Consider the following 20902-nt stretch of genomic DNA (forward strand, 5'->3'; position numbering starts at 1 on the left):
CTAATAATGAAAAATAAACCCCGTAAAAGTTTTATAAGGCTTTTACAGGGTTTATCGCATTTTTTATTCTGGCTACCGTTAATATCCCGGATTTTGTGTAAGATTTGGATTTTCCTTCATAGCATCTGTCGGTATTGGCAATAACTGATGCTTGTTTTGGGCATCCGGCATAGATGCCACATAGATGCCCCACCTTCTCAGGTTGAAGTATGTTGCGGACTCGAGTAACATCTCATTATTCCAAGTATTCCAAAGTACACGGCGTAACTCATCCTGTGTAAGTCCGTTCTCGATAGGAGGATATCCTCTAAACAGCCGGGTCTGATTTATATATTCATAAGCCTCCATGGTACGACCGGTTTCAAGAGCAGCTTCTGCAGCCGTGAACATAATCTCACAATAACGTACCGGATGATAATACAGGCCTTTCGCATATTTAAAGTCGGAATCATCATATCCTCCTAAAATTACGTTATTTCCGTTTTTCTGTGAAAATACCAACGAACTATCTGCCGGCAGACTGTAATTACCGGTACTCATAATTTTTTTACACTGGTCAAGTGCTCTATCATATTCTCTATCGGATAAATATATGCGCGACACCAAAGCCGATACGGCTGTAGAATACTCAGAAGGGAGCATATTGATTAGGTAATTCATATAGTCAACCAGTGCGTCATTGTTTCTCGAAGGCATCTGCCCTGTTATATCGTTGATAACGGAGACTTCACCGAAAAATTTTGATAATTCCGAATATATCAATGCACATTCGGCTTGCATACGTAAAGAAGCCGTGGCCCATTCCGATTTTACATTTTCGGGACAATCATCCGAATTGGCAAACTTATCATTTGCCTGTAAATAACTATTAATCAAGCCATATCCACTATTCCATATATTCTCTCCCCATTGATTAAAATAGTTGGAATTGAACATATTAGGGACTTCAATATAGCCTATCAATTTAGCATCTGTTTCTCGGGTCAAATTAAGGAAACTTTTCAACTGTTTGTTCCACTCATCCTTTTGGGATTGCAACATTTGAGCCCAGTCATTAGAAGGTACAACGCTGTTGCTTGTCAGATAAACTACTGAATTCTTTAATGTTTCCCCGTCGGCATAACGAATGTATCTTTGAGGTATACCATTGACTTTATCGTTGTTATCGATTACCCCGTCTCCATTTATATCAGCAAATTTTAAATCGCCCGGTTTAGGAGTCGATATGATATAGCTCGGCCATGAATCTATTTCTACTTGACTGGTAAATAACCCTTCTACCATGAATCCATCGTATATATTGCTGAGAGAATCACCCGAAATAGCAGTATAACTTATTTCCGGTTCATTATGCTTTACCGAAACTTCGCCATTTGCATCAGTATAATATACACCCAGTGTCTTGCCGTCGGCAGTATACACCGTAACCTCTGCCCCTTCTATCGGTCTTCCCTGAACAGAGTCCATCACAGACCAATTTGTATTACAACGTTTCACCGAAATAATAGCCTCTTTGTCTGTAGTAGAAGGGATTGAGTCGATAGATTCATTTACGGGAATCACCTCAGGAACAATATACATATAACTGTTTCCAATCTTCATTCCGGTAGTTTCGATAGGAATACCATTTATGGCAACAATCGAATTTTGATTAGTAACCAATAGCGGTTCGTTGCTGACACTGGTCAACAATAACGAATCCTTCAACTCATCTATACTATAAGCGCCACGAGCAATGTGACGTTTGATATTTTCCTGGTTTAATTGATTTTCTGAAACTTCAGAGCGAACCTTCAATTCCTGATTTTTAACAGCAAATACTGTAAGCTGGTTTGTTTCTACATCCGGAATAGAGACTTTTTTAAGCTCTTCGGTAAAATCACTTATTTCTGGAATTTTTTCCAGTTCTTCAATAACTTCTTGCACCTCCTTATCGGCTGGCGACAATTCTGCTGGATCGTCATTCTCTTCGCATGAAATAAGACATAGACTCACCAGACTCAAAAAAAAAGCTGATAATCGTAAAAATTTCATATTATGTGGATTATATTTATATATACACTGCAATATTACAAAATAAATTAGATGTCGACAATAATATGTAAAATAAAATTTAATTTAATAAATATATTATTGAATCTACAAATTATAACAGTTATAATTGTCTTTTTTCTATCAATAAAAGAATTAACTCCTTGTTTCTTTACTAACTTTGTATAAATAATAAAAAGAATATGAAGATAAAAGTTAAGCTTACATGCTTTTTTCTGTTTACTTGTTTTCTTGTGATGGCTCAGACCGGAGAGAAAAAACGGCCTTTCCGCTTTGAAAAAGTTGATTCCGAAACAGAAAGAAAGATTTTGCAAAATGAGCAGTCTGTCAATCAGACGACATCTGATTATCAGGAAATAGAAGAAAAAAAATCGCAGCCTGAACCGGTCCGGACACGAAAAAAAGGTAAGATAGAATTAGGCGGTTCGTTCGGCATGACCTTTTCCAACGGAACCTCTATTAACATCTCTCCTCAAATAGGATATCGCATAAACTCCTATTTTTCTTTTGGTGGTGGTATCGGTTACAATTACTATCGCTATAATACCTGGGACGATAGCCGATATACAATGAATTATATGGGGCTTAACCTATATGCCCGAGTCAAACCGATTCCTTATATTACAATTCAAGCTCAACCGGAGATACAACGCAACTGGGGACGTAGAGACGGACACTCATATAAGGGAGAAGTGATACCCTGTTTCTTGGTAGGAGCAGGGGCAAACCTCCCGATAGCCGGTAAGAGCGGTATATCTGTGATGTTATATTATGATGTCGTACAAAACAAATTTACTCCTTACGGGAACAAAATATTTTATTCCGTAGGATATAGTTTTGGATTTTAGAGCCGGCTTAATTTTTTATTCGAGCCTCGTCTTTTGAAAATGTCTTTAGAGCGATATCAAGCAAATGAAAGCAGTAAAACCAAACTGATAAATAATATATAAAATAAGCCCGACCAAACTTCATGAAAAATCTAATCAGGCTCTGAATATCATTAAATGAATTTTTAAGCAGCAGATTTTATTCTATCTTTTCAATCATCAGGTCCGGCAATTGCTGAATGTATTTGAACACATTCCCTTCCTCACTATGATTTCGATTTTTAATAACGATAGTAACGTGATACACAACATGATTTTCTCTCCATTCCTGCTTGGCTTCATAACTGATGATACGATAATTTTTCTGCAATACCATATCCGTTATCTTAGATAAATTATCGGGATTTCCGGTCGAAAATTGTATCATAGCACTATGAAATCCAACTTTTTTGAAAATTATGGTCAACAACTCAAGCCCCAACAATGTAAATATGGTTGCCGATATGCCGAGCCAGTACATGCCGCTGCCAATAGCTAAACCTATACCGGAGGTTGCCCATAGTCCTGCGGCAGTAGTCAATCCTCTTACAAACTGTTTCTGTATAATGATTGTTCCTGCACCGATAAACCCGATGCCGCTTACGACTTGGGCTGCTACCCGACTGGGGTCAAAATCTATATGATGTTCCTTCGCTATCTGCATAAAACCATACTGAGACACAATCATAATAAGTGCGCTTCCTAACGATACCAGAAAATGAGTTCTGAATCCGGCTTCTTTAGCTCGATACTCTCTGTCGAGTCCTATAATAGCTCCCAATATACCGGCAGTAAACAATCGTAAAATAAATTCTCCTGTCATATCATTCCTTTATAAACTGTATCATAACAAATCCGGGACATATCCGGTTTATGACAAATATATGGAAATTCTCTGTAATAACCTTACAAAAGCACAGATTAGCTCAGCAGAATTTGACAATTAACAATATCAAGAAAGATTAACGTATACAAGATAACCAAACTTATGTACATCGTCTCATTTCGACACAACAATATTAACAGAAACAAACGTTCGATGGTTACGGGATTTACTGGAAATCGTACAGAGAAACAGTGAAAAAGAAACAGCCCATCCCCACAAACTTAATGTCTTGTTCCAAGCAACCTTCTCAGATTTCAAGTATTCACATGACCGATTTAAAAAAAACATCTATATGCTTCCCATTTCGAAAATACAAGCACCTCATTAAACCTGCCTGAGGGACATTTCATAATAGTATCAAGAGCCTTTTTTGCCTTATCTGCAAATTTAACTAAATTTGCAAAACTAAGCAGATAACAAATAAAATTATGATTAGGAAAATAGAACAATCAGACTATCCGCGATTGATGGAAATTTGGGAAAGTGCAGTATCGCATACGCATGATTTCCTGAAAAAAGAAGACTTCCTGTATTATAAGGAGCATGTTCCATCTTATTTTCCTCATGTTGCTCTATGGGGGTTCGAGCTCAGAAATAATTTGGTCGGCTTTATCGGCATAGCTGGAGATAATATCGAAATGCTGTTCGTTGATAATCACCACAGAGGAAAAGGAATCGGCAAACAATTGATTATTCATGCCATCAATAAGTTACATGTGGACAAGGTAGATGTGAATGAGCAAAACACTCTGGCTGTAGGTTTCTATAAACATTTAGGATTTCACGTGGTAACGAAGTCAGAATTGGACAATGAAGGCAAACCGTATCCTATTCTGCACTTACAATTATAACAAACAGTCGATGAATACACCCACATTGGAAACAGCACGTTTGATTTTAAGGAGATTCACGGAAAGAGACATGGAAGCTCTCTTTCTTATACTCAAAGATGAAGAAACCAACAGATTCCTGCCATGGTATCCGATGAAAGACATCGAAGAAACCAAACTATTTTATAAGGAAAAGTATGCGATAAAGTACAGACAGCCACAGGCATACGCTTATGCTATCTGCCTTAAAAGTGATGATTTCCCGATTGGCTATATAAAAGTCGATATGGAAGAACATCACGATTTCGGTTACGGGCTTCGCAAGGAATTTTGGCATAAGGGAATAACGTCAGAAGCAGGCAAAGCCGTCATCAAACAGGTTAGAAAAGACGGCTTGCCCTATATTACAGCTACGCACGACAGAAACAATCCAAGAAGCGGGAATGTGATGCAGAAGCTTGGCATGATTTATTGTTACTCGTATGAAGAACAATGGCAACCCAAAGACTTCCCCGTAATATTCAGGATGTATCAGTTAAATTTAAATGGCAATAATGATTTCGTGTATAGGAAATACTGGAATGCATCAGACAATCATTTTATTGAGCATTTGTAACCGGCACAAAGCTCGCTATCCCCAACAGATACATCACTTCCTTATTTTACTGATATACCAATGGAAATAGAAAAGAAAGTAAATAGAAAGAAAATGATTTGATTCTTCTTTTCACACGCTCTCTTTTTCATACATTTGTATTCACAAGAGTTACTTAAACAAGCAAGGCGAAACAGGCTACAGCAATTAGAACGGTTACTTATTCATTACTCCAAAATAAAGATATTTTCTAACTATCTCGTGTTCAAAGAAGTATATTCCTTATACAAATATGCATAAAATTCTTGATTGCTTACCATACTTGACTTTCTTAAAAATGTTTCCATATCGAAAGAAAAAGATACGGAAGATATTATCGTACATTTTATTTTTAAATACCATTTTATTGGAAAAAAGTATTGGTTATACTCTTTTATAATCTGAATCGAATAATTAATTTTGCCCATCTTTTTATAAAAACTTTGACGAATATTGATTCTATAAAAGAAAGTTGGAGTATTTGCTCATTGAAAGTTTATTTTTTAGTGTTTTTTTAGAATAGAAATGATGGAAGAAAAAGAAAAAAATACAAAACCTGTTTTGTGGAACAGCAACTACTTGAAAGTATGGATAGCTAATTTTATGCTTTTTTTTGCATTTTATTTGCTCGCCCCCTTGCTACCGCTTTATTTACGAGATACTTTTTCCGCCGGAAAAGCGATGATAGGTATTGTACTAAGTGGATATACGATTACAGCCTTGATAGTCCGGCCATTTAGCGGATTTGTTGTCGACAGTTTCTCTCGTAAGAAGGTTCTGCTACTTTGTTATTTCTGTTTTGCCCTGTTTTTTGCAGGCTATTTCATCACAGGTTCCCTTATACTTTTTGCTGCCATCCGTACTTTACACGGCGCACCTTTTGGTGCGACGACTGTCGCAAGCAGTACTATGGCTGTAGATGTCCTGCACCCGGAACGCCGAAGCGAAGGCATTGGATATTACGGACTTAGCAATAATATAGCTATGGCAATAGGACCGTCGATAGGACTTTATATCTATCACACAATCCAGAACTTCAATATACTGTTTGCCATGTCTCTTGTAATCGCATTCATCGGTCTGGCCATCGATTCTACCATCAAGTGTCGCGAACGCCAACCGATACAAAAGAATCAAAAAGTTTCTCTTGACCGATTTATCCTTTTACCGGGATGGAGCGAGGGCCTTTGTATTACTGCATTTTCTTTTTCATTCGGTATTATTTCTACATACATAGCCATATATAGCCAAGAAGTCATGCACATAACTTCCGGCTCAGGAACATTTTTTATGCTCTTGGCTATTGGTCTTATAATGTCGAGAATTATTGGGAGTAAGTCCCTTCGAGAAGGTAAAATTGTACATAACGCCTCTGCCGGAATGCTGATGTCAATGTGCGGTTATCTGGTTTTCACAGCTATACCCAATATATACGGGTACTATGCTGCTGCGCTTATGATAGGTCTCGGAAACGGTCACATGTATCCAGCTATGCAGACAATGTTTATCAATTTGGCACCCCATGAACGACGTGGAACAGCCAATTCTACCATACTCACATCTTGGGATATAGGTGTCGGTATCGGTATCATTGGAGGAGGCGCTGTAGCTGAACACCACGGTGGTTACTCTGCTGCATTTTGGCTTGCTTTTGCAATAAATGCCATTGGTGTCATTTTTTATTTCCTTTATGCACGCAAGAGCTTTCTGCGCCACCGCCTTCGTTAGTTGATTTTTTAATGTCACCTGATTTGGAAAAACAGATAAAGAACAACAGCTCGATGAAATTACCAGATAGAAAATTTTAGATAAATCTAAGAGCCTGGCTAAATTTTACTCGGGTCAGGTTTGAAAATTTCTTTCGAAGATGTTTTTCTGTTTTTTATGAATAGGATACGGGCTATCCAACGAGTGAAAATGAGAAAAAAGCGAAAGAAAACACAAAGATGTTCCGGCAATATTTCCCGATCGGAAAAGTTAAGCTGGTTCTAGGTTGTGAATTTCATCAATTACTTGTAATATTGCACTGGCTTTTGGCCATAAAGTAACGAATAAATTATGGGAAATTCAGATTATGTTTCTTTCCTGAAAGAAATAGCCCGTTTCATTCCGGACAATCGGATATATACCGACGATTTGCGTCGATTGGCATGGGGGACAGATGCCGGTTTTTACCGTTTGGTTCCTAAAATAGTAGTTCGTTCCGATAATGAACAAGAAATATCTCAAATACTTTTATTGTCAGGAAAATATCATATTCCCTTAACCTTCAGAGCTGCCGGTACGAGTCTGTCAGGGCAGAGTATCAGCGATTCAGTATTAGTAGTTGCGGGAAAGAATTGGGAAAGTTATTCCGTTTCCTCCACAGGTGGCCAAATTACATTGCAGCCAGGGCTCACAGGAGGAAGGGTAAATGAAATATTAAAACCCTACGGTCGAAAATTTGCCCCTGACCCGGCATCGGTAAAATCCGCTATGGTAGGTGGCATTGTTGCCAATAATGCTTCAGGAATGAACTGCGGCACCCATGCCAATAGTGATAAAGTGATGCTGTCAGCCCGCATTATCTTGTCAGACGGTACAATATTAGATACAGGTAATAAAGAAAGTAGACTTGATTTTATCCGTAGTCATCCGGAATTTATACAAAAAATAGAATCGGTCAGAGACCGCATAAGAAAAGATTCCGAATTAGTATCGCGTATCCGTCGCAAATATTCCATTAAGAATGTAGTAGGACTTAATTTGTTCCCATTTATAGAATATGATGACCCGTTTGACATCATCGCCCATTCGATAGTAGGCTCGGAAGGCACACTTGCTTTCTTATCGGAAGTGACGATGAAAACCGAAGAAGATTTGCCCTATAAGGCAAGTGCCATGGTTTATTTCAGCGATATAAGAGAAGCTTGTAAAGCTGTTGTCGCTATGAAAAAAGCCCCCGTTGTCAGTGCCGAGATGTTAGACAAAAAATCTCTACAATCGGTCAATGATACTACAGGAGAAGGGCTTACTGCTATTCTTACCGAGACCAAAGGGCACACCAGAGAAGAATTGGTCGACAATATACATAAGATTGAAGATATTTTAAGCTCATTCAATACATTTACACCAGTACATTTTACTGATAAAGAGAACGAATATGCCTCTTACTGGGCTATTCGTTCTGGTATATTCCCTTCTGTCGGAGGAACACGACGCCCGGGAACAACATGCCTGATTGAAGACGTAGCTTTTCATATAGAAGATTTGCCCCAAGCAACCTTCGAATTACAACAATTACTCGAAAAAAATGGTTACCACGATGCATGTATATACGGACATGCTTTAGAGGGAAATTTTCACTTTATAATAAATCAGGCATTTGATACCGACGAAGAAGTAGCAAGGTACGAACAACTGATGAATGATGTCATAGCTCTGGTAGTTGACAAATACGACGGTTCTTTAAAGGCCGAACATGGTACAGGGAGAAATATGGCTCCTTTTGTAAAATATGAATGGGGAGAGACGGCTTACCAATATATGCGGGAAATAAAAGAAATTTTCGATTCTGAGTATCGTTTGAATCCCGGCGTTATTTTCAATGATGACCCGAAATGTCACTTGAAAAACTTTAAGCCACTACCTTTGACAAACGAACATATCGACAAATGTATCGAATGTGGGTTTTGTGAAGTCAACTGCCTTTCCTGCGGATTCACTCTTTCCTCTCGCCAGCGCATTGTCATTCGTCGAGAAATATCGCGTCTAAGTCGATTGCCGGGAAAAGAAAAGCAAATGGAATTGCTTGAGAAACAATACAAATATTCCGGGAACCAAACCTGTGCCGGTGATGGGCTCTGCTCCATGTCGTGCCCGATGGGAATCAATGTGGGCGACCTTACACATGACATCCGTCAGAGTCATTTGCCTAAAGGAAGCTTAGGATATAAAGCCGGAGATTTCGCAGCTCGCCATTTATCGGGTATAGAATCTGCATTGCGTCCGGTGCTTTCGGTTGCCAATACCGCACATTCCCTGTTAGGAAGTAAAGCTATGGTCTCCTTAACTCGCGGACTTCGCTATTTATCCGGCTCTAAAATACCTCTATGGACACCGGCTATGCCCAAGGCACGTTATCCACATAAAACAGCTCAGAAAAATGAACCATTAAAAGTCGTCTATTTCCCAAGTTGCATCAATCAGACGATGGGAGTATCGCAACATTCTCCGGAAAGTACGCCACTTATCGATAAAACCATTCATTTGTTACAAAAGGCCGGTTATGAAGTGATTTTCCCGCCACACATGGAACGCCTTTGCTGCGGAACTATATGGGAGAGCAAAGGCATGCCGGATATTGCCGACAGGAAATCAGCAGAACTTGAAGCGGCCTTATATGAAGCCAGTAATAAAGGATTGTATCCGGTACTTTGTGACCAAAGCCCATGCCTGTATCGCATGCGTCACACGATAAAGAAAATAAAGTTATATGAACCAGTAGAGTTTATTAATACATTTTTACTTGATAAACTTGTATTCAAAAAAATTGATGAACCGATAGCCATACACATTACTTGTTCTATGAGAAAAATGGGACTCGATAAGCAACTGATAGAATTGGCTGGAAGATGTACTTCTAAAGTCTTGGTGCCTGAAGGTGTCGGATGCTGCGGATTTGCCGGAGACAAAGGTTTCACTCAACCGGAACTCAATGCTTACGCTTTGCGAAAGTTACGTCCACAAATAGAAAAAGCAGGAATAAAGACCGGATACAGTAATAGCCGTACTTGTGAAATCGGTTTAGAGACTAACTCTGGCATTCCTTATATTTCGATTATCTATTTGGTAGATAAATGCACTACTCCGGTCGGGCAATAATTGCCCGTGACCGGAGCAATAGTATATTTAATATGTAGAATTTACAACTTATTACTATATAACCATTCGAACATAGTCTCATAAGTTTTCTCCCGGGCACTTTTTTGAGACAAGATAAGGTCATGCAGACCTTCCGGTATCACAACTTCCGTAACGTGGGGCCCCAACCGTTTACCATATTTTTCAATGTCTTTCACATCGAGTACAGCATCTCCTTTCTGATGCTCCGGAGTCCAGTCATCGCCATAGACTGATTGACTCGAAAACATCACCAGAATAGGGCAGGAGATATCCAAGCCTCGATGTACTTTTTTTTGTCCTCGGTGTATCGCCCTTATCCAACCACTGGTTACAGGAGGAGATTGTTTGAATTTTTTACTCGTATCATATATCCATTCTCCATGATGGTCTATAAGAAGACTCTCAGCATAAGCAGTAGATTTACTTTGCTTTATTTTAATATTAGGAGAAAATAAACCTAAAAACGATACAACAGGAATCAAAATCTTTTCTTTTATCCAACTTTGATTCATATCGAGAAACGGACTGTTCAGAATCAACCCTTTCACCGAAAGATTATTCCTGCGTTCATTACAATAAAGTGCAGTGATAAGTCCCCCTGTCGAATGGCCCATTAATATGATTTCTGTATTTCCCTCCGATTTCATGATGCTAAGTGTAGTATCAATATCAGCAAAGTATTCATTGAGATTGTGCACTTGAAAAGCCGTCTGGCTGGCCATTAGCGACCGTCCGTATTTCCGAAGGTCGACAGCATAAAAATTGTAACACGAATCGTTGAAGATTTGGGCCAATTGACTTTGGAAAAAATAATCATTATATCCATGCACATATAGTATAGCTTTATGTGTAGGAACCCTGGCCTCTCGCCGGATAATAGTCGTGATTACTTTCCCGTCATAATCATCGGGCATATTCAATGTTTGCATTTCGAATCGTCCGCCTAAGACATCCATCGAATATTGAGCCTTTACACAAACTACCGACAGGACGAAAAATAAGAATAAGAAAATACTCTGTTTCATTATTGATTTAAAAATAGTGACGAACTTTATTCGTCGAGCGATTTTTTAATATTGTTGAAAACCTTATTCAGTAAATTTTGTGCAGTTTCTACCTCTTCATTCGTAAACCCTTGCAAAGCAGCATTTTTGGTTTCTGTAACGATGGATTGAGTCGCTTCATCCAACTGTCTGCCTTTCTCGGTCAGAGTGATGATATTTATACGTCTATCCTCACGGCTGGCCGACCGTACCACCAACCCCTGTTTCTCTAAATTATCAATAAGACGTGTCATACTGGGTTTATCTTTAAAAGTGGCATTACACAACTCTTGCTGATTGACACCGTCTTTTAACCATAAGTAATAAAGCACAGTCCATTGTTCCGGTGTAATATCTATATTTTCTTTACGAAAACTACGATAAAGCTTTCGATTAATAGCTGCAGATATTTTGCCGCTCAGGACGACAAAAACAGTTTCAATATCCAATGGCGAAAAGTTCATAAGGTAATAATTGTTTAGGCAACAAAGATACGTTTTTTTGTCCTATTAAGAAAGGGCTATCATAAAAAAAATGTTATGGACAATCTGCGAACAAAGAGATAAAGCATAAAATTTGTCGAAATATCTTGCAGGTATATAAATAATTACTACCTTTGCACCGCATTAGAAAAATTTTAAACAAACAAGTTAATTTGAATGAGTATGAATCATTATGAAACCGTTTTCATTTTAACTCCCGTTTTATCTGACGTACAGATGAAGGAAGCGGTAGACAAATTCAAAGAAGTTTTAGTATCGGAAGGTGCTGAAATTATCAATGAAGAAAACTGGGGATTGCGCAAACTGGCTTATCCTATCCAGAAAAAGTCAACTGGTTTTTATCAGTTATTGGAATTTAACGCAGATCCGTCTGTTATCGCTAAATTGGAAATCAATTTCCGTCGGGACGAACGAGTTATCCGTTTCTTGACATTCAAAATGGATAAGTTCGCTGCAGAATACGCTGCAAAAAGAAGAAGTGTTAAATCTAAAGATGTAAAGGAGAACTAAGTCATGGCACAACAAAATCAATCTGAAATCAGATATTTGACTCCTCCCTCAGTGGATATCAAAAAGAAAAAATACTGTCGTTTCAAAAAGAGCGGTATTAAGTATATTGATTACAAAGATCCTGAATTCTTAAAAAAATTCCTGAACGAGCAAGGCAAAATATTACCCCGTCGTATCACAGGTACATCATTGAAGTTCCAACGTCGTGTTGCACAAGCTGTAAAAAGAGCTCGTCATTTGGCGTTACTTCCTTACGTAACAGACATGATGAAATAATTTAAAGAAGGAGGAAAATAATAATGCAAGTAATATTAAAAGAAGATGTCCTAAATCTTGGGTATAAAGATGACGTGGTAACTGTAAAAGACGGATACGGACGTAACTATTTGATTCCTCAAGGTAAAGCCGTTATCGCTACTCCTTCTGCATTGAAGATGTTAGCCGAAAACATGAAGCAACGTGCTCATAAACTTGAGAAAATTAAAAATGATGCTAAAGAACTCGCTGCTAAACTGGAAGGTGTTGCACTGACAATTGGTGCAAAAACCAGTTCCACTGGTAAAATCTTTGGTTCGGTTAACAATATTCAGATTGCTGAAGCTCTTGGAAAACTGGGTTACGAAGTAGATCGCAAAGTTATCTATATCAAGGATTCTGTAAAAGAAGTAGGTGCTTACAAAGCTACTTTGAGACTTCACAAAGAGGTAAGTATAGATATACCTTTCGAAGTAGTTTCTGAATAATTGGGATATTAAAATTATATTCTCAAATATAAAATCCGAATCTCAAATGAGATTCGGATTTTTTGTTCATAAATCTCTTTTTTCGGAAAGATTATCAAAAATAGTTCTTCATAATTTCTTGAGATAAACGCATCTTATCAGATCTATCTTACCTTTCAACGCTCTAATAATATTGGATTTACATCATTGCACAATGCCTATGGTAAAATATAAAAGTATTTTTATAGATTTGGACGATACAATATGGGATTTTCGAGCCAATTCCAAAGTTGCACTTCATGAAGTATATGATATTTATAATCTTTCCCAATTCTATAATACATTTGAAGAATACTATTTAATATATTCAGAAAAGAACACTGAACTCTGGAATATGTATCACCACGGAAGAATATCAAAAGAAGATTTGATGAACGAACGCTTCAGGTATCCTTTGCAGCGTTTGGGCATACAAGACAATGCTCTGGCAAAAGCTCTTGACAAAGATTATCTTTCTATTCTGTCGACACAGAAAAATGTCGTCCCGGGAACTTGGGAATTACTTGATTACCTGTCGAATAAATATAATCTTGCCATACTTAGTAATGGTTTTGAAGAAGTCCAATATAAGAAAATGCGCTCATCAGGTATAGACCACTACTTTCAAGAAGTAATACTTTCCGATAAAGTGGGAGTAAACAAACCTCACCCTGATATATTTAAATACGCTTTGGACAAAATGGAAACAAAACCCGATAGAGCTTTAATGATTGGAGACAACTACGATGCCGATATTTTAGGAGCTGCAAGATGTGGAATAGCACAGATATATTACAATCCGTTGAAGAAGCAAATTACAGAATCCAAACCGACCCATCAGGTCGAATCATTATTGGAAATTATAAACATCTTATAATCTATGGGCCTGTCTAAATTGTATTTTGAGATTTTTTTATAAAAATATTTTTCTGTTTTCACAAGGTATTTGACAAATGCAAACGAAAAAACAGTACGGAAGAAAACGCAAAGATGACCTGACGAAATTACTTTTATCGGAAAATTTAGACGAGCTCTTAAATAATAAATGTCAGTTTAAATTTTTCTTATATAAATTTTTAAACTGTTCCAATCAACAAATGTTTATTACAATAAATAAAAACAATATAGAGATATGCTAACATATATCATCATTGGTATTACGGTAATTATATCGTTTTTGTGTTTCAACAATCACAATCTATTCATGAAGCTGGCCTTCATTCCATATCGTACAATCAAGTGCAAAGAATGGTACCGTATCGTTTCTCATGGTTTCGTACACGCTGATATAATGCATCTGGTGGTCAATATGTTTACATTTTGGTCCTTCGGCCTATACATCGAAAAAGCATTTCAATATTTAGGATTTGGCTTAGGTAGTTATATAGCATTGTACTTTGGAGGTATGATAACAGCATCACTTCACGACCTGATAAAACGGCGTAAAGACCCGTCATTTGTATCTATTGGGGCATCCGGAGCTGTATCGGCAGTCCTTTTCTCTTTTATATTTTTCGAACCATGGGGCAAAATCCTGTTATTTGCCATAATTCCCATACCAGGGATTGTTTTTGGTATTTTATACTTGGCATATTGTCAATATATGGAAAAAAAAGCCGGTGATAATATAAACCACAACGCACACTTCTATGGAGCAATTTATGGTTTTATTTTTCCCATTTTATTGCATCCATCTTTAATACACGTATTTTTAAAACAGATTATGAATTTTTAGATTTACGTAAAATCAATCTCCTCCTGTCTTAACTCACTATATTGTTTTTTACACTCATTTACAATACAAACTTTCCTTTTCCAAGTCACATTAATGCCAATATAGTCATTTCCATTAAAAAATCAAATACTCCCTTTAACCGTATGTTTTTGGCAATTCTCAATTTCATCTGTAAAAGATTACATGGAAAGCCCCTTTTCCATTTACATTCAAGCCTGGAAATACAGCCGGTCTCTAAAATGTAAATAGCGTTTTTACTATCAAGTATTTTTAAATACGGCATCAGGTCTATTAGTCAAAATTTAAGATTGACAAGTTCAGATATATTATTAGATATTTTTGCTTTTATATGAATATTCATTAATAATATCCATTTTAAAGAAAATGCTTTACAAATACTCTAATAGACAATATTTATTTGCAGCAATACAAATATTTGTTAATTTTTTAGAAATACTATTAGCAATATAAGATAAAAAAAACGAAGTCAATATTAAGGATTCATTAGTCTATTTTTAATATTTTGATTTATGCAACACATATTTTAGTATATTTGTGCTAATAATTAAAAGAGGAGAAAAATGATAAAGATTGATTTCCCTCAAGTCGACATACCTCAGGATTTTATAGTCGGAACTAATATAACCGAAGATGTCCTAAACTTTTATAGGCAATCTTGTCGCTTGAGAGCCGGTATATTTGCTTTATGTCTCGAAGGAAATGTAGAGGTCTCTATAAATCTAACAAATTACAACCTGAAAAAAAACGATTTTATAAGTCTATTACCCGGAAGTATTATCCAATATCGAGAACAGAAAAGTAATGTTCGTCTTAGTTTTATCGGATTTTCGAATAAGTTTGTCAGTAGTGTGAATCTGATAAAAACAACAATGGATTTTTTTCCGGTAATTTCCAACAACCCTGTATTCCCATTGACGGATTCCATTGCCAATTTATTCAGTGATTATTTCTCATTACTTGAACGGGCATCCGCAGAAGCCAATGAAAATCTCGATCCGGAAATAATAAAGAGTATTCTTACAGGCGTTCTTTATGGGGTAGGTAATTTTTACCGGGTGCAAAACATCGAAGGCAGAGCCGAAAACAGAAGCGAAGAAATATGCAAAACTTTGGTACAGCTTATCATGAAACATTATGTTTCAGAAAGACAGATATCGTTTTATGCCAGCCAGTTGAGCATATCTCCCCAACATCTTAGTTCTACCGTGAAAAAAATGACCGGAAAGACAGTTTCCGAAATTATTGCCAGTATTGTAATCATGGATGCTAAAGCACAATTAAAATCGACAAATCAAACAATACAGGAAATTTCGTACTCTCTGAACTTTCCCAATGTTTCATTCTTTGGTAAATATTTTAAGAGACACGTAGGGATGAGTCCTAAAGAATACAGAAATAGCTAAAATATAGAAATATATTTGGTTCTCTTCAGAAAAGACACACACCATTGGCAAACATAAACAAACTATTTCTATCGAAAAAATAATCAAGCTCTTAACTACATAAAATATTTGATTTGTTACTGAAAATAAGATTTAATATAAATATATAATTTAACAGAACATTTCACTTAACGAACAGATTCGATTATCTTTGTATTTAAATAGATAGAATCTATATATAATCAAATTTATTTAGAAATATAACGGAAGTCAAATACAGAGACAAACAGAAATACAATTTTCAAATTGAGCTATGTTAAAGACACATCCTATATTATTCAAACATAATCGATAATTGAACTGGTCTTATGAAACGAATTGGCTGTTACTTATTTATTATTGTATTGTCTATAATAACAAAATCATGTGAAGAATTCCCCGACAATGAATCTGATACAGATTTTAATGTAGAGGAAATAAAATTCTTTTTCGAAGAGAAAATACTATCTGGGAAAATATTAGAAATCCAAGTAAACCAAAAACTTACAGAACCCCAAGTCTTTTTGAACGGAGATGCCGTTAATGTAGAAATAGAAGACAATACACTATCAGACAACGATACTTCGATTTCAGATACAAACGTAAAAAGAGGATATTTCCTAAAAATAAAGATTCCTGAATCCTATAAAGGAGAGTATCATATCAGAGTCTCTGCCGGTGTTGCAGATTATCCCGACTTACAAAGAAATGATTTTGATGCCGGTAAAGTAAAAATATATCAAATGGAAGAATCTAAAGACTTTGAGGTAGGTCGTCCGGCTTATGCCTCTGTTGAAGACGCTATTTTACTGATCGAGACGGCAAGGGGAGAGGACCATTCAAACTTAAACGGTTACCCTGGATACAAAATAACGGAGAAAAATACAGTAGAAAAGATTGAATGTTTGGATTATAAACGAGAAACATTATCAGATGCCGAAATTTACGGATTTAAAACTATCTCTGACAAATACTGTTTTTCGTATATGACTTACGTCTCCAATGTAGACACAATATATCAAGATTATACAGATTTTGTTGCAATTCAACAACCAGTTGAGGTTACTTATCCGGTAATCATTCGATCTGCTGATGGATTATTGATACCTTTACAATCCTATTATGAAAATGAAAATCCTGTTTTCTCGGACCAAATATACGAAGCACAATTCCGTTGTTATGAAGAAAATATATTTTATTTTATGCCCGATAGAGAATACTCCTCCGGTTTTAGCAATAAGCCGATCTATAAAATCGAAATAGACGTTAGTCAGATTCCAACTGACGGTTACGTATTTAAAGAAGAAGACGAATATCTTAGTTTAAGGAGCGGAGTTGAAATAACCGAAGTTTACGATGGCTCTTGCTCTGTATTTAATGGAGAAAGTCGTCATTGGGTGGTAGATGCCGATGGAAGTATTCTTCTGAATGAATCGCAAATGGTGATAAATCATCGGATTATGAATATTTCTCCTTCCAACTATTCAGGAAGCCTGATTGGAACACCCTCTGTATTCAGGACTCCCAATGGCTCTATTCTTGCTATGCGAGGAACATCAAATGGTCCACAAACAGAGTATATTAGTCCATCTCTTAAATGGAATGTACATTATCAATATTTTGAATTAGGTCTCTCTCCTTTTACTGTAGTGACCCTCTCCAATGGCAAATTATATTTTACAGGAACAAATAGATACTATGTACTTGAGAAGAATAATGATATAGATAGTGGTAAAGACTATTCGCCTTCAATCGATAAATTTCATTATTACAACAATCTATACCCATATCAAGAACATTATATATATGCATTTAAAGCAGGAGACCTGTATCGAATCAAGCTTTCCAATCCTTCTGAACAAGAACTAATTTACAGTGGACTGCAAGAGTCTGATATATCTTACTTTGGAGTTCTTAAAGACAGGGTCGTAATTGTTGATATACATATGAAAGTAGTTATTATAACAGACGGAAAAGCCGAATGCGTCGATGCCTCAGATTTAGAAGTATGGGGCAACCCAATGGCAATTGTACGATAACCTCTTATAAAATCGATTCCAACTTTTTCAGAAAAGAAAATAATATTTCACTTCCACAAAAAAGTTCAAGAGCCTGTCGTCTGAATTTTGCACGGGCCGGATTTGAGAGTTTCTTTCAGAGATATTTTTTCTGTTTTTATAAGGAGGAAGCAGGCTATCTGACGAGGAAAAACAAGGAAAAAGACCGAAAGAACACACAAAATGTCCGGATAATTTTTTTATTGGAAAAGGTTAGGCTGGCTCTAAGGGCAGCTGCAAAAGTTTTTCTATTTATTATACCGGTCGCCCCATAAATGTTTTAGATGTTCCTTCAATTTACTTTCTGCAGGATTGGATTGTGCATGCCATATCGATTTACCATTCAACTGGTCAGGAAGAAACTGTTGTTTTACAAAATTATTCTCATAGTCATGAGCATACTTGTAATCCTTGCCATAATCCAATTCTTTCATCAAAGAAGTTGGAGCATTTCTCAAATGAAGGGGTACCGGCAAATTTCCCGTCTGCTCTACTAACTGAAGAGCATCTCCGATGGCCTTATATGCTGAATTACTTTTAGGACTGCTGGCCAGATATATGGTAGCCTCTGCCAGAATGATACGTCCTTCGGGCCATCCTATATTCTGGATAGCATCAAAACAAGCATTAGCAAGTAATAAAGCATTGGGATTGGCCAATCCAATGTCTTCTGCTGCTGATATAACCAACCGGCGGGCGATAAATTTAGGGTCTTCACCTCCGGCTACCATTCGGGCCAACCAGTAAATAGCTCCGTCAGGATCACTTCCCCGTATCGATTTTATAAAAGCCGATATTATGTCATAATGCATTTCTCCACCTTTGTCATAAGCAGCCGGATTTTCTTGCAAACGGTCAGTCACGACAGCATCATTAAATATGATTTTTTTACTATCATCCGAGTTTACAATCAAATCGATAATATTTAATAATTTACGGGCATCACCTCCTGAAAACCGGAATAAAGCATCTGTTTCCTGAATTTCTATATCTTTTTCCTTAAGTACACTATCTTCATGGATAGCTCTATCCAATAATTTTTCCAGATTTTTGGCAGTCAACGACTTGAGAACATATACTTGACAACGAGACAGCAATGGTCGTATGACCTCAAAAGACGGATTCTCTGTCGTAGCTCCGATGAGAGTCACTGTTCCGTTCTCTACGGCACCTAACAAAGAATCCTGTTGAGATTTATTGAACCGGTGTATTTCATCGATAAATAAAATCGGACGTCCTTTCTGAAACATTCGATTATTTCGGCACTTATCCAATACATCCCGCACATCCTTTACTCCTGAGTGTATAGCACTCAAAGTATAAAAGGGTGCATCAAGCTGATTCGATATGATTTTGGCCAATGTAGTTTTCCCCACTCCGGGAGGTCCCCAAAGAATAAAAGACGATACCTGTCCCGCATCTATCATGCGACGCAATACGGCACCTTTGCCCACAAGGTGCTCTTGTCCGATATATTCATCTAATGTCTTGGGCCGTAATCTCTCTGCTAATGGTTGAAGCATTTCACGATTTCTTTTCTAACAAAAATACATAAATTTTATTTGCTTCGAAATTCCTTTTTCGATTAAATAACGATAATCATCCCGATTATTCTTTTTTTCGAATTATTTAGGAGCCTTGAAATATAGGAATACTGCGATTACCGTATATATAATATTGGGAAGCCACATGGCCAATCGGGGCGACATCGCTCCACTGACAGCAAAAGTAGACGATACTGTGGTAAATAATATATAAGAAAAACTCAATAGCAATCCTATACCGATGTTAATACCCATACCTCCCTTGACTTTCCGGGAAGCCAGCGACATTCCGATAGTAGTCAGTATGAATGAAGCCGCCGTCATCGCAAACCGACGCTCATATTCTATCTCAAAATCTTTTATATTGGCAACACCTCGTTCTTTCTGTTTATCTATATAAGTACGAAGTTCTTTCGTTGTCATAATTTCGCTGTCATATCGGGATATAAGAAAATCCGACGGCTCTATACTGATAATCGAGTCCAATTGGTTGCCCGAACGGAGGGTCTCCCGCAAACCATTAAAATCTCTTATCATATAATCCTTTATAACCCAGTGATAAGCCGAGTCATAAGTAACCGATTGTGCAGTCAACCTCGATTTCAACAACTTTCCTTCAAACTTATCCAAGGAAAAACGATATCCGGTTTTCGTACTGTTGTCAAAACGACTCAGATACGCAATAACTCCTGGTTCTACTTGCAGTTGTATATTACTAGCATAGTCGACCCGTTTATTTTTGACATATTTATTTTGGAATTCTATACGTGTTGCATTAGCCGGAGGTATGACAAAACTGTTCAGATAAAACGTAACTCCGGCAATAATAGCCGCAGAAATCATGTAAGGAACCATAAGTCTTTTAAAGCTGATTCCACTCGATAACATAGCTATGATTTCGGAATTATCGGCAAGTTTGGACGTAAAAAATATGACAGCGATGAAGGTGAACAATGGACTGAACAAATTGGCAAAATACGGAATGAAGTTCAGATAGTAATCTATAACAATTGCCTTCATCGGGGCATTCAGAAATTTATCGAGTTTCTCGTTTATATCAAAAACGACAGCAATAGATATAATCAACGCAATAGCGAAGAAATATGTACCGAGAAATTTTTTGATGATATAGAAATCTATCTTTTTCAACATTGC

The 20902-nt window shown here is 36.9% G+C and carries 18 protein-coding genes; 12 read left to right on the plus strand and 6 right to left on the minus strand.

Annotated features, from left to right (window positions below):
* Positions 1-78: 78 nt before the first annotated feature.
* On the minus strand, positions 79-2034 hold the full coding sequence (locus Cop2CBH44_RS02455) for a RagB/SusD family nutrient uptake outer membrane protein (protein WP_055096037.1): 1956 nt from the start codon (positions 2032-2034) through the stop codon (positions 79-81).
* 200 nt (positions 2035-2234) lie between these two features.
* Between Cop2CBH44_RS02455 and Cop2CBH44_RS02460 the strand changes: the two genes are divergently transcribed.
* Positions 2235-2900 carry a porin family protein gene (locus Cop2CBH44_RS02460; protein WP_055096035.1) on the plus strand — a complete coding sequence of 222 codons (666 nt, stop codon included), beginning with the start codon at positions 2235-2237 and terminating at the stop codon, positions 2898-2900.
* Between the two features lie 178 nt (positions 2901-3078).
* Here Cop2CBH44_RS02460 and Cop2CBH44_RS02465 read toward each other — a convergent pair whose 3' ends face one another.
* Positions 3079-3741: an MgtC/SapB family protein gene (locus Cop2CBH44_RS02465; RefSeq protein WP_021929935.1), complete on the minus strand. Its 663-nt coding sequence runs from the start codon at positions 3739-3741 to the stop codon at positions 3079-3081.
* Between the two features lie 491 nt (positions 3742-4232).
* On the opposite strand from Cop2CBH44_RS02465, the gene Cop2CBH44_RS02470 reads away from it, so the two are divergent.
* From Cop2CBH44_RS02470 to Cop2CBH44_RS02485, 4 genes are all read left to right on the plus strand, one after another.
* Positions 4233-4655: an acetyltransferase gene (locus Cop2CBH44_RS02470; protein ID WP_021929934.1), complete on the plus strand. Its 423-nt coding sequence runs from the start codon at positions 4233-4235 to the stop codon at positions 4653-4655.
* A 10-nt stretch (positions 4656-4665) separates the two neighbouring features.
* Positions 4666-5250, plus strand: coding sequence for a GNAT family N-acetyltransferase (locus Cop2CBH44_RS02475; protein WP_021929933.1), 585 nt, complete (start codon positions 4666-4668; stop codon positions 5248-5250).
* A 543-nt stretch (positions 5251-5793) separates the two neighbouring features.
* A complete protein-coding gene (locus Cop2CBH44_RS02480) occupies positions 5794-6996 on the plus strand; it encodes an MFS transporter (protein ID WP_021929931.1) in 1203 nt (400 codons plus the stop codon).
* A gap of 330 nt (positions 6997-7326) precedes the next feature.
* A complete protein-coding gene (locus Cop2CBH44_RS02485; RefSeq protein WP_200755498.1) occupies positions 7327-10131 on the plus strand; it encodes an FAD-binding and (Fe-S)-binding domain-containing protein in 2805 nt (934 codons plus the stop codon).
* A 41-nt stretch (positions 10132-10172) separates the two neighbouring features.
* Here Cop2CBH44_RS02485 and Cop2CBH44_RS02490 read toward each other — a convergent pair whose 3' ends face one another.
* Positions 10173-11177 carry an alpha/beta hydrolase gene (locus Cop2CBH44_RS02490; RefSeq protein WP_055096031.1) on the minus strand — a complete coding sequence of 335 codons (1005 nt, stop codon included), beginning with the start codon at positions 11175-11177 and terminating at the stop codon, positions 10173-10175.
* A 26-nt stretch (positions 11178-11203) separates the two neighbouring features.
* Positions 11204-11659 (minus strand): MarR family winged helix-turn-helix transcriptional regulator, encoded by a 456-nt coding sequence (locus Cop2CBH44_RS02495; RefSeq protein WP_021929928.1) that lies wholly within the window; start codon positions 11657-11659, stop codon positions 11204-11206.
* Positions 11660-11860: 201 nt separating this feature from the next.
* Here Cop2CBH44_RS02495 and rpsF point away from each other — a divergent pair, with 201 nt between their 5' ends.
* The 7 genes from rpsF (at position 11861) to Cop2CBH44_RS02530 (ending at position 18185) form a co-directional block, all read left to right on the plus strand.
* A complete protein-coding gene (gene rpsF / locus Cop2CBH44_RS02500; protein WP_021929927.1) occupies positions 11861-12208 on the plus strand; it encodes a 30S ribosomal protein S6 in 348 nt (115 codons plus the stop codon).
* A gap of 3 nt (positions 12209-12211) precedes the next feature.
* Positions 12212-12484 (plus strand): 30S ribosomal protein S18, encoded by a 273-nt coding sequence (rpsR, locus tag Cop2CBH44_RS02505; RefSeq protein ID WP_021929926.1) that lies wholly within the window; start codon positions 12212-12214, stop codon positions 12482-12484.
* 23 nt (positions 12485-12507) lie between these two features.
* A complete protein-coding gene (rplI, locus tag Cop2CBH44_RS02510; RefSeq protein ID WP_055096029.1) occupies positions 12508-12951 on the plus strand; it encodes a 50S ribosomal protein L9 in 444 nt (147 codons plus the stop codon).
* 199 nt (positions 12952-13150) lie between these two features.
* The gene (locus Cop2CBH44_RS02515) at positions 13151-13846 is read left to right on the plus strand and encodes a YjjG family noncanonical pyrimidine nucleotidase (RefSeq protein WP_200755499.1); all 696 of its coding nucleotides are present in this window, start codon (positions 13151-13153) and stop codon (positions 13844-13846) included.
* A 255-nt stretch (positions 13847-14101) separates the two neighbouring features.
* Positions 14102-14704: a rhomboid family intramembrane serine protease gene (locus Cop2CBH44_RS02520; protein ID WP_021929923.1), complete on the plus strand. Its 603-nt coding sequence runs from the start codon at positions 14102-14104 to the stop codon at positions 14702-14704.
* Between the two features lie 584 nt (positions 14705-15288).
* On the plus strand, positions 15289-16128 hold the full coding sequence (locus tag Cop2CBH44_RS02525; RefSeq protein ID WP_154668407.1) for a helix-turn-helix domain-containing protein: 840 nt from the start codon (positions 15289-15291) through the stop codon (positions 16126-16128).
* A gap of 347 nt (positions 16129-16475) precedes the next feature.
* A complete protein-coding gene (locus tag Cop2CBH44_RS02530) occupies positions 16476-18185 on the plus strand; it encodes a hypothetical protein (protein WP_055096023.1) in 1710 nt (569 codons plus the stop codon).
* 266 nt (positions 18186-18451) lie between these two features.
* Here Cop2CBH44_RS02530 and Cop2CBH44_RS02535 read toward each other — a convergent pair whose 3' ends face one another.
* On the minus strand, positions 18452-19726 hold the full coding sequence (locus tag Cop2CBH44_RS02535; RefSeq protein ID WP_021929920.1) for a replication-associated recombination protein A: 1275 nt from the start codon (positions 19724-19726) through the stop codon (positions 18452-18454).
* A 102-nt stretch (positions 19727-19828) separates the two neighbouring features.
* Positions 19829-20899, minus strand: a complete 1071-nt coding sequence (locus Cop2CBH44_RS02540; protein WP_021929919.1) for an LptF/LptG family permease — start codon at positions 20897-20899, stop codon at positions 19829-19831.
* Positions 20900-20902: the final 3 nt, after the last annotated feature.

The organism is Coprobacter secundus subsp. similis, assembly GCF_015097275.1.
GTDB lineage: Bacteria > Bacteroidota > Bacteroidia > Bacteroidales > Coprobacteraceae > Coprobacter > Coprobacter secundus.

Excerpts from the sequence above, each read along its gene's own strand:
- Cop2CBH44_RS02455 (WP_055096037.1), bottom strand. The coding sequence starts at position 2,034 with ATGAAATTTTTACGATTATCAGCTTTTTTTTTGAGTCTGGTGAGTCTA.
- Cop2CBH44_RS02460 (WP_055096035.1), top strand. The coding sequence starts at position 2,235 with ATGAAGATAAAAGTTAAGCTTACATGCTTTTTTCTGTTTACTTGTTTT.
- Cop2CBH44_RS02465 (WP_021929935.1), bottom strand. The coding sequence starts at position 3,741 with ATGACAGGAGAATTTATTTTACGATTGTTTACTGCCGGTATATTGGGA.
- Cop2CBH44_RS02470 (WP_021929934.1), top strand. The coding sequence starts at position 4,233 with ATGATTAGGAAAATAGAACAATCAGACTATCCGCGATTGATGGAAATT.
- Cop2CBH44_RS02475 (WP_021929933.1), top strand. The coding sequence starts at position 4,666 with ATGAATACACCCACATTGGAAACAGCACGTTTGATTTTAAGGAGATTC.
- Cop2CBH44_RS02480 (WP_021929931.1), top strand. The coding sequence starts at position 5,794 with ATGATGGAAGAAAAAGAAAAAAATACAAAACCTGTTTTGTGGAACAGC.
- Cop2CBH44_RS02485 (WP_200755498.1), top strand. The coding sequence starts at position 7,327 with ATGGGAAATTCAGATTATGTTTCTTTCCTGAAAGAAATAGCCCGTTTC.
- Cop2CBH44_RS02490 (WP_055096031.1), bottom strand. The coding sequence starts at position 11,177 with ATGAAACAGAGTATTTTCTTATTCTTATTTTTCGTCCTGTCGGTAGTT.
- Cop2CBH44_RS02495 (WP_021929928.1), bottom strand. The coding sequence starts at position 11,659 with ATGAACTTTTCGCCATTGGATATTGAAACTGTTTTTGTCGTCCTGAGC.
- rpsF (WP_021929927.1), top strand. The coding sequence starts at position 11,861 with ATGAATCATTATGAAACCGTTTTCATTTTAACTCCCGTTTTATCTGAC.
- rpsR (WP_021929926.1), top strand. The coding sequence starts at position 12,212 with ATGGCACAACAAAATCAATCTGAAATCAGATATTTGACTCCTCCCTCA.
- rplI (WP_055096029.1), top strand. The coding sequence starts at position 12,508 with ATGCAAGTAATATTAAAAGAAGATGTCCTAAATCTTGGGTATAAAGAT.
- Cop2CBH44_RS02515 (WP_200755499.1), top strand. The coding sequence starts at position 13,151 with ATGGTAAAATATAAAAGTATTTTTATAGATTTGGACGATACAATATGG.
- Cop2CBH44_RS02520 (WP_021929923.1), top strand. The coding sequence starts at position 14,102 with ATGCTAACATATATCATCATTGGTATTACGGTAATTATATCGTTTTTG.
- Cop2CBH44_RS02530 (WP_055096023.1), top strand. The coding sequence starts at position 16,476 with ATGAAACGAATTGGCTGTTACTTATTTATTATTGTATTGTCTATAATA.
- Cop2CBH44_RS02535 (WP_021929920.1), bottom strand. The coding sequence starts at position 19,726 with ATGCTTCAACCATTAGCAGAGAGATTACGGCCCAAGACATTAGATGAA.
- Cop2CBH44_RS02540 (WP_021929919.1), bottom strand. The coding sequence starts at position 20,899 with ATGTTGAAAAAGATAGATTTCTATATCATCAAAAAATTTCTCGGTACA.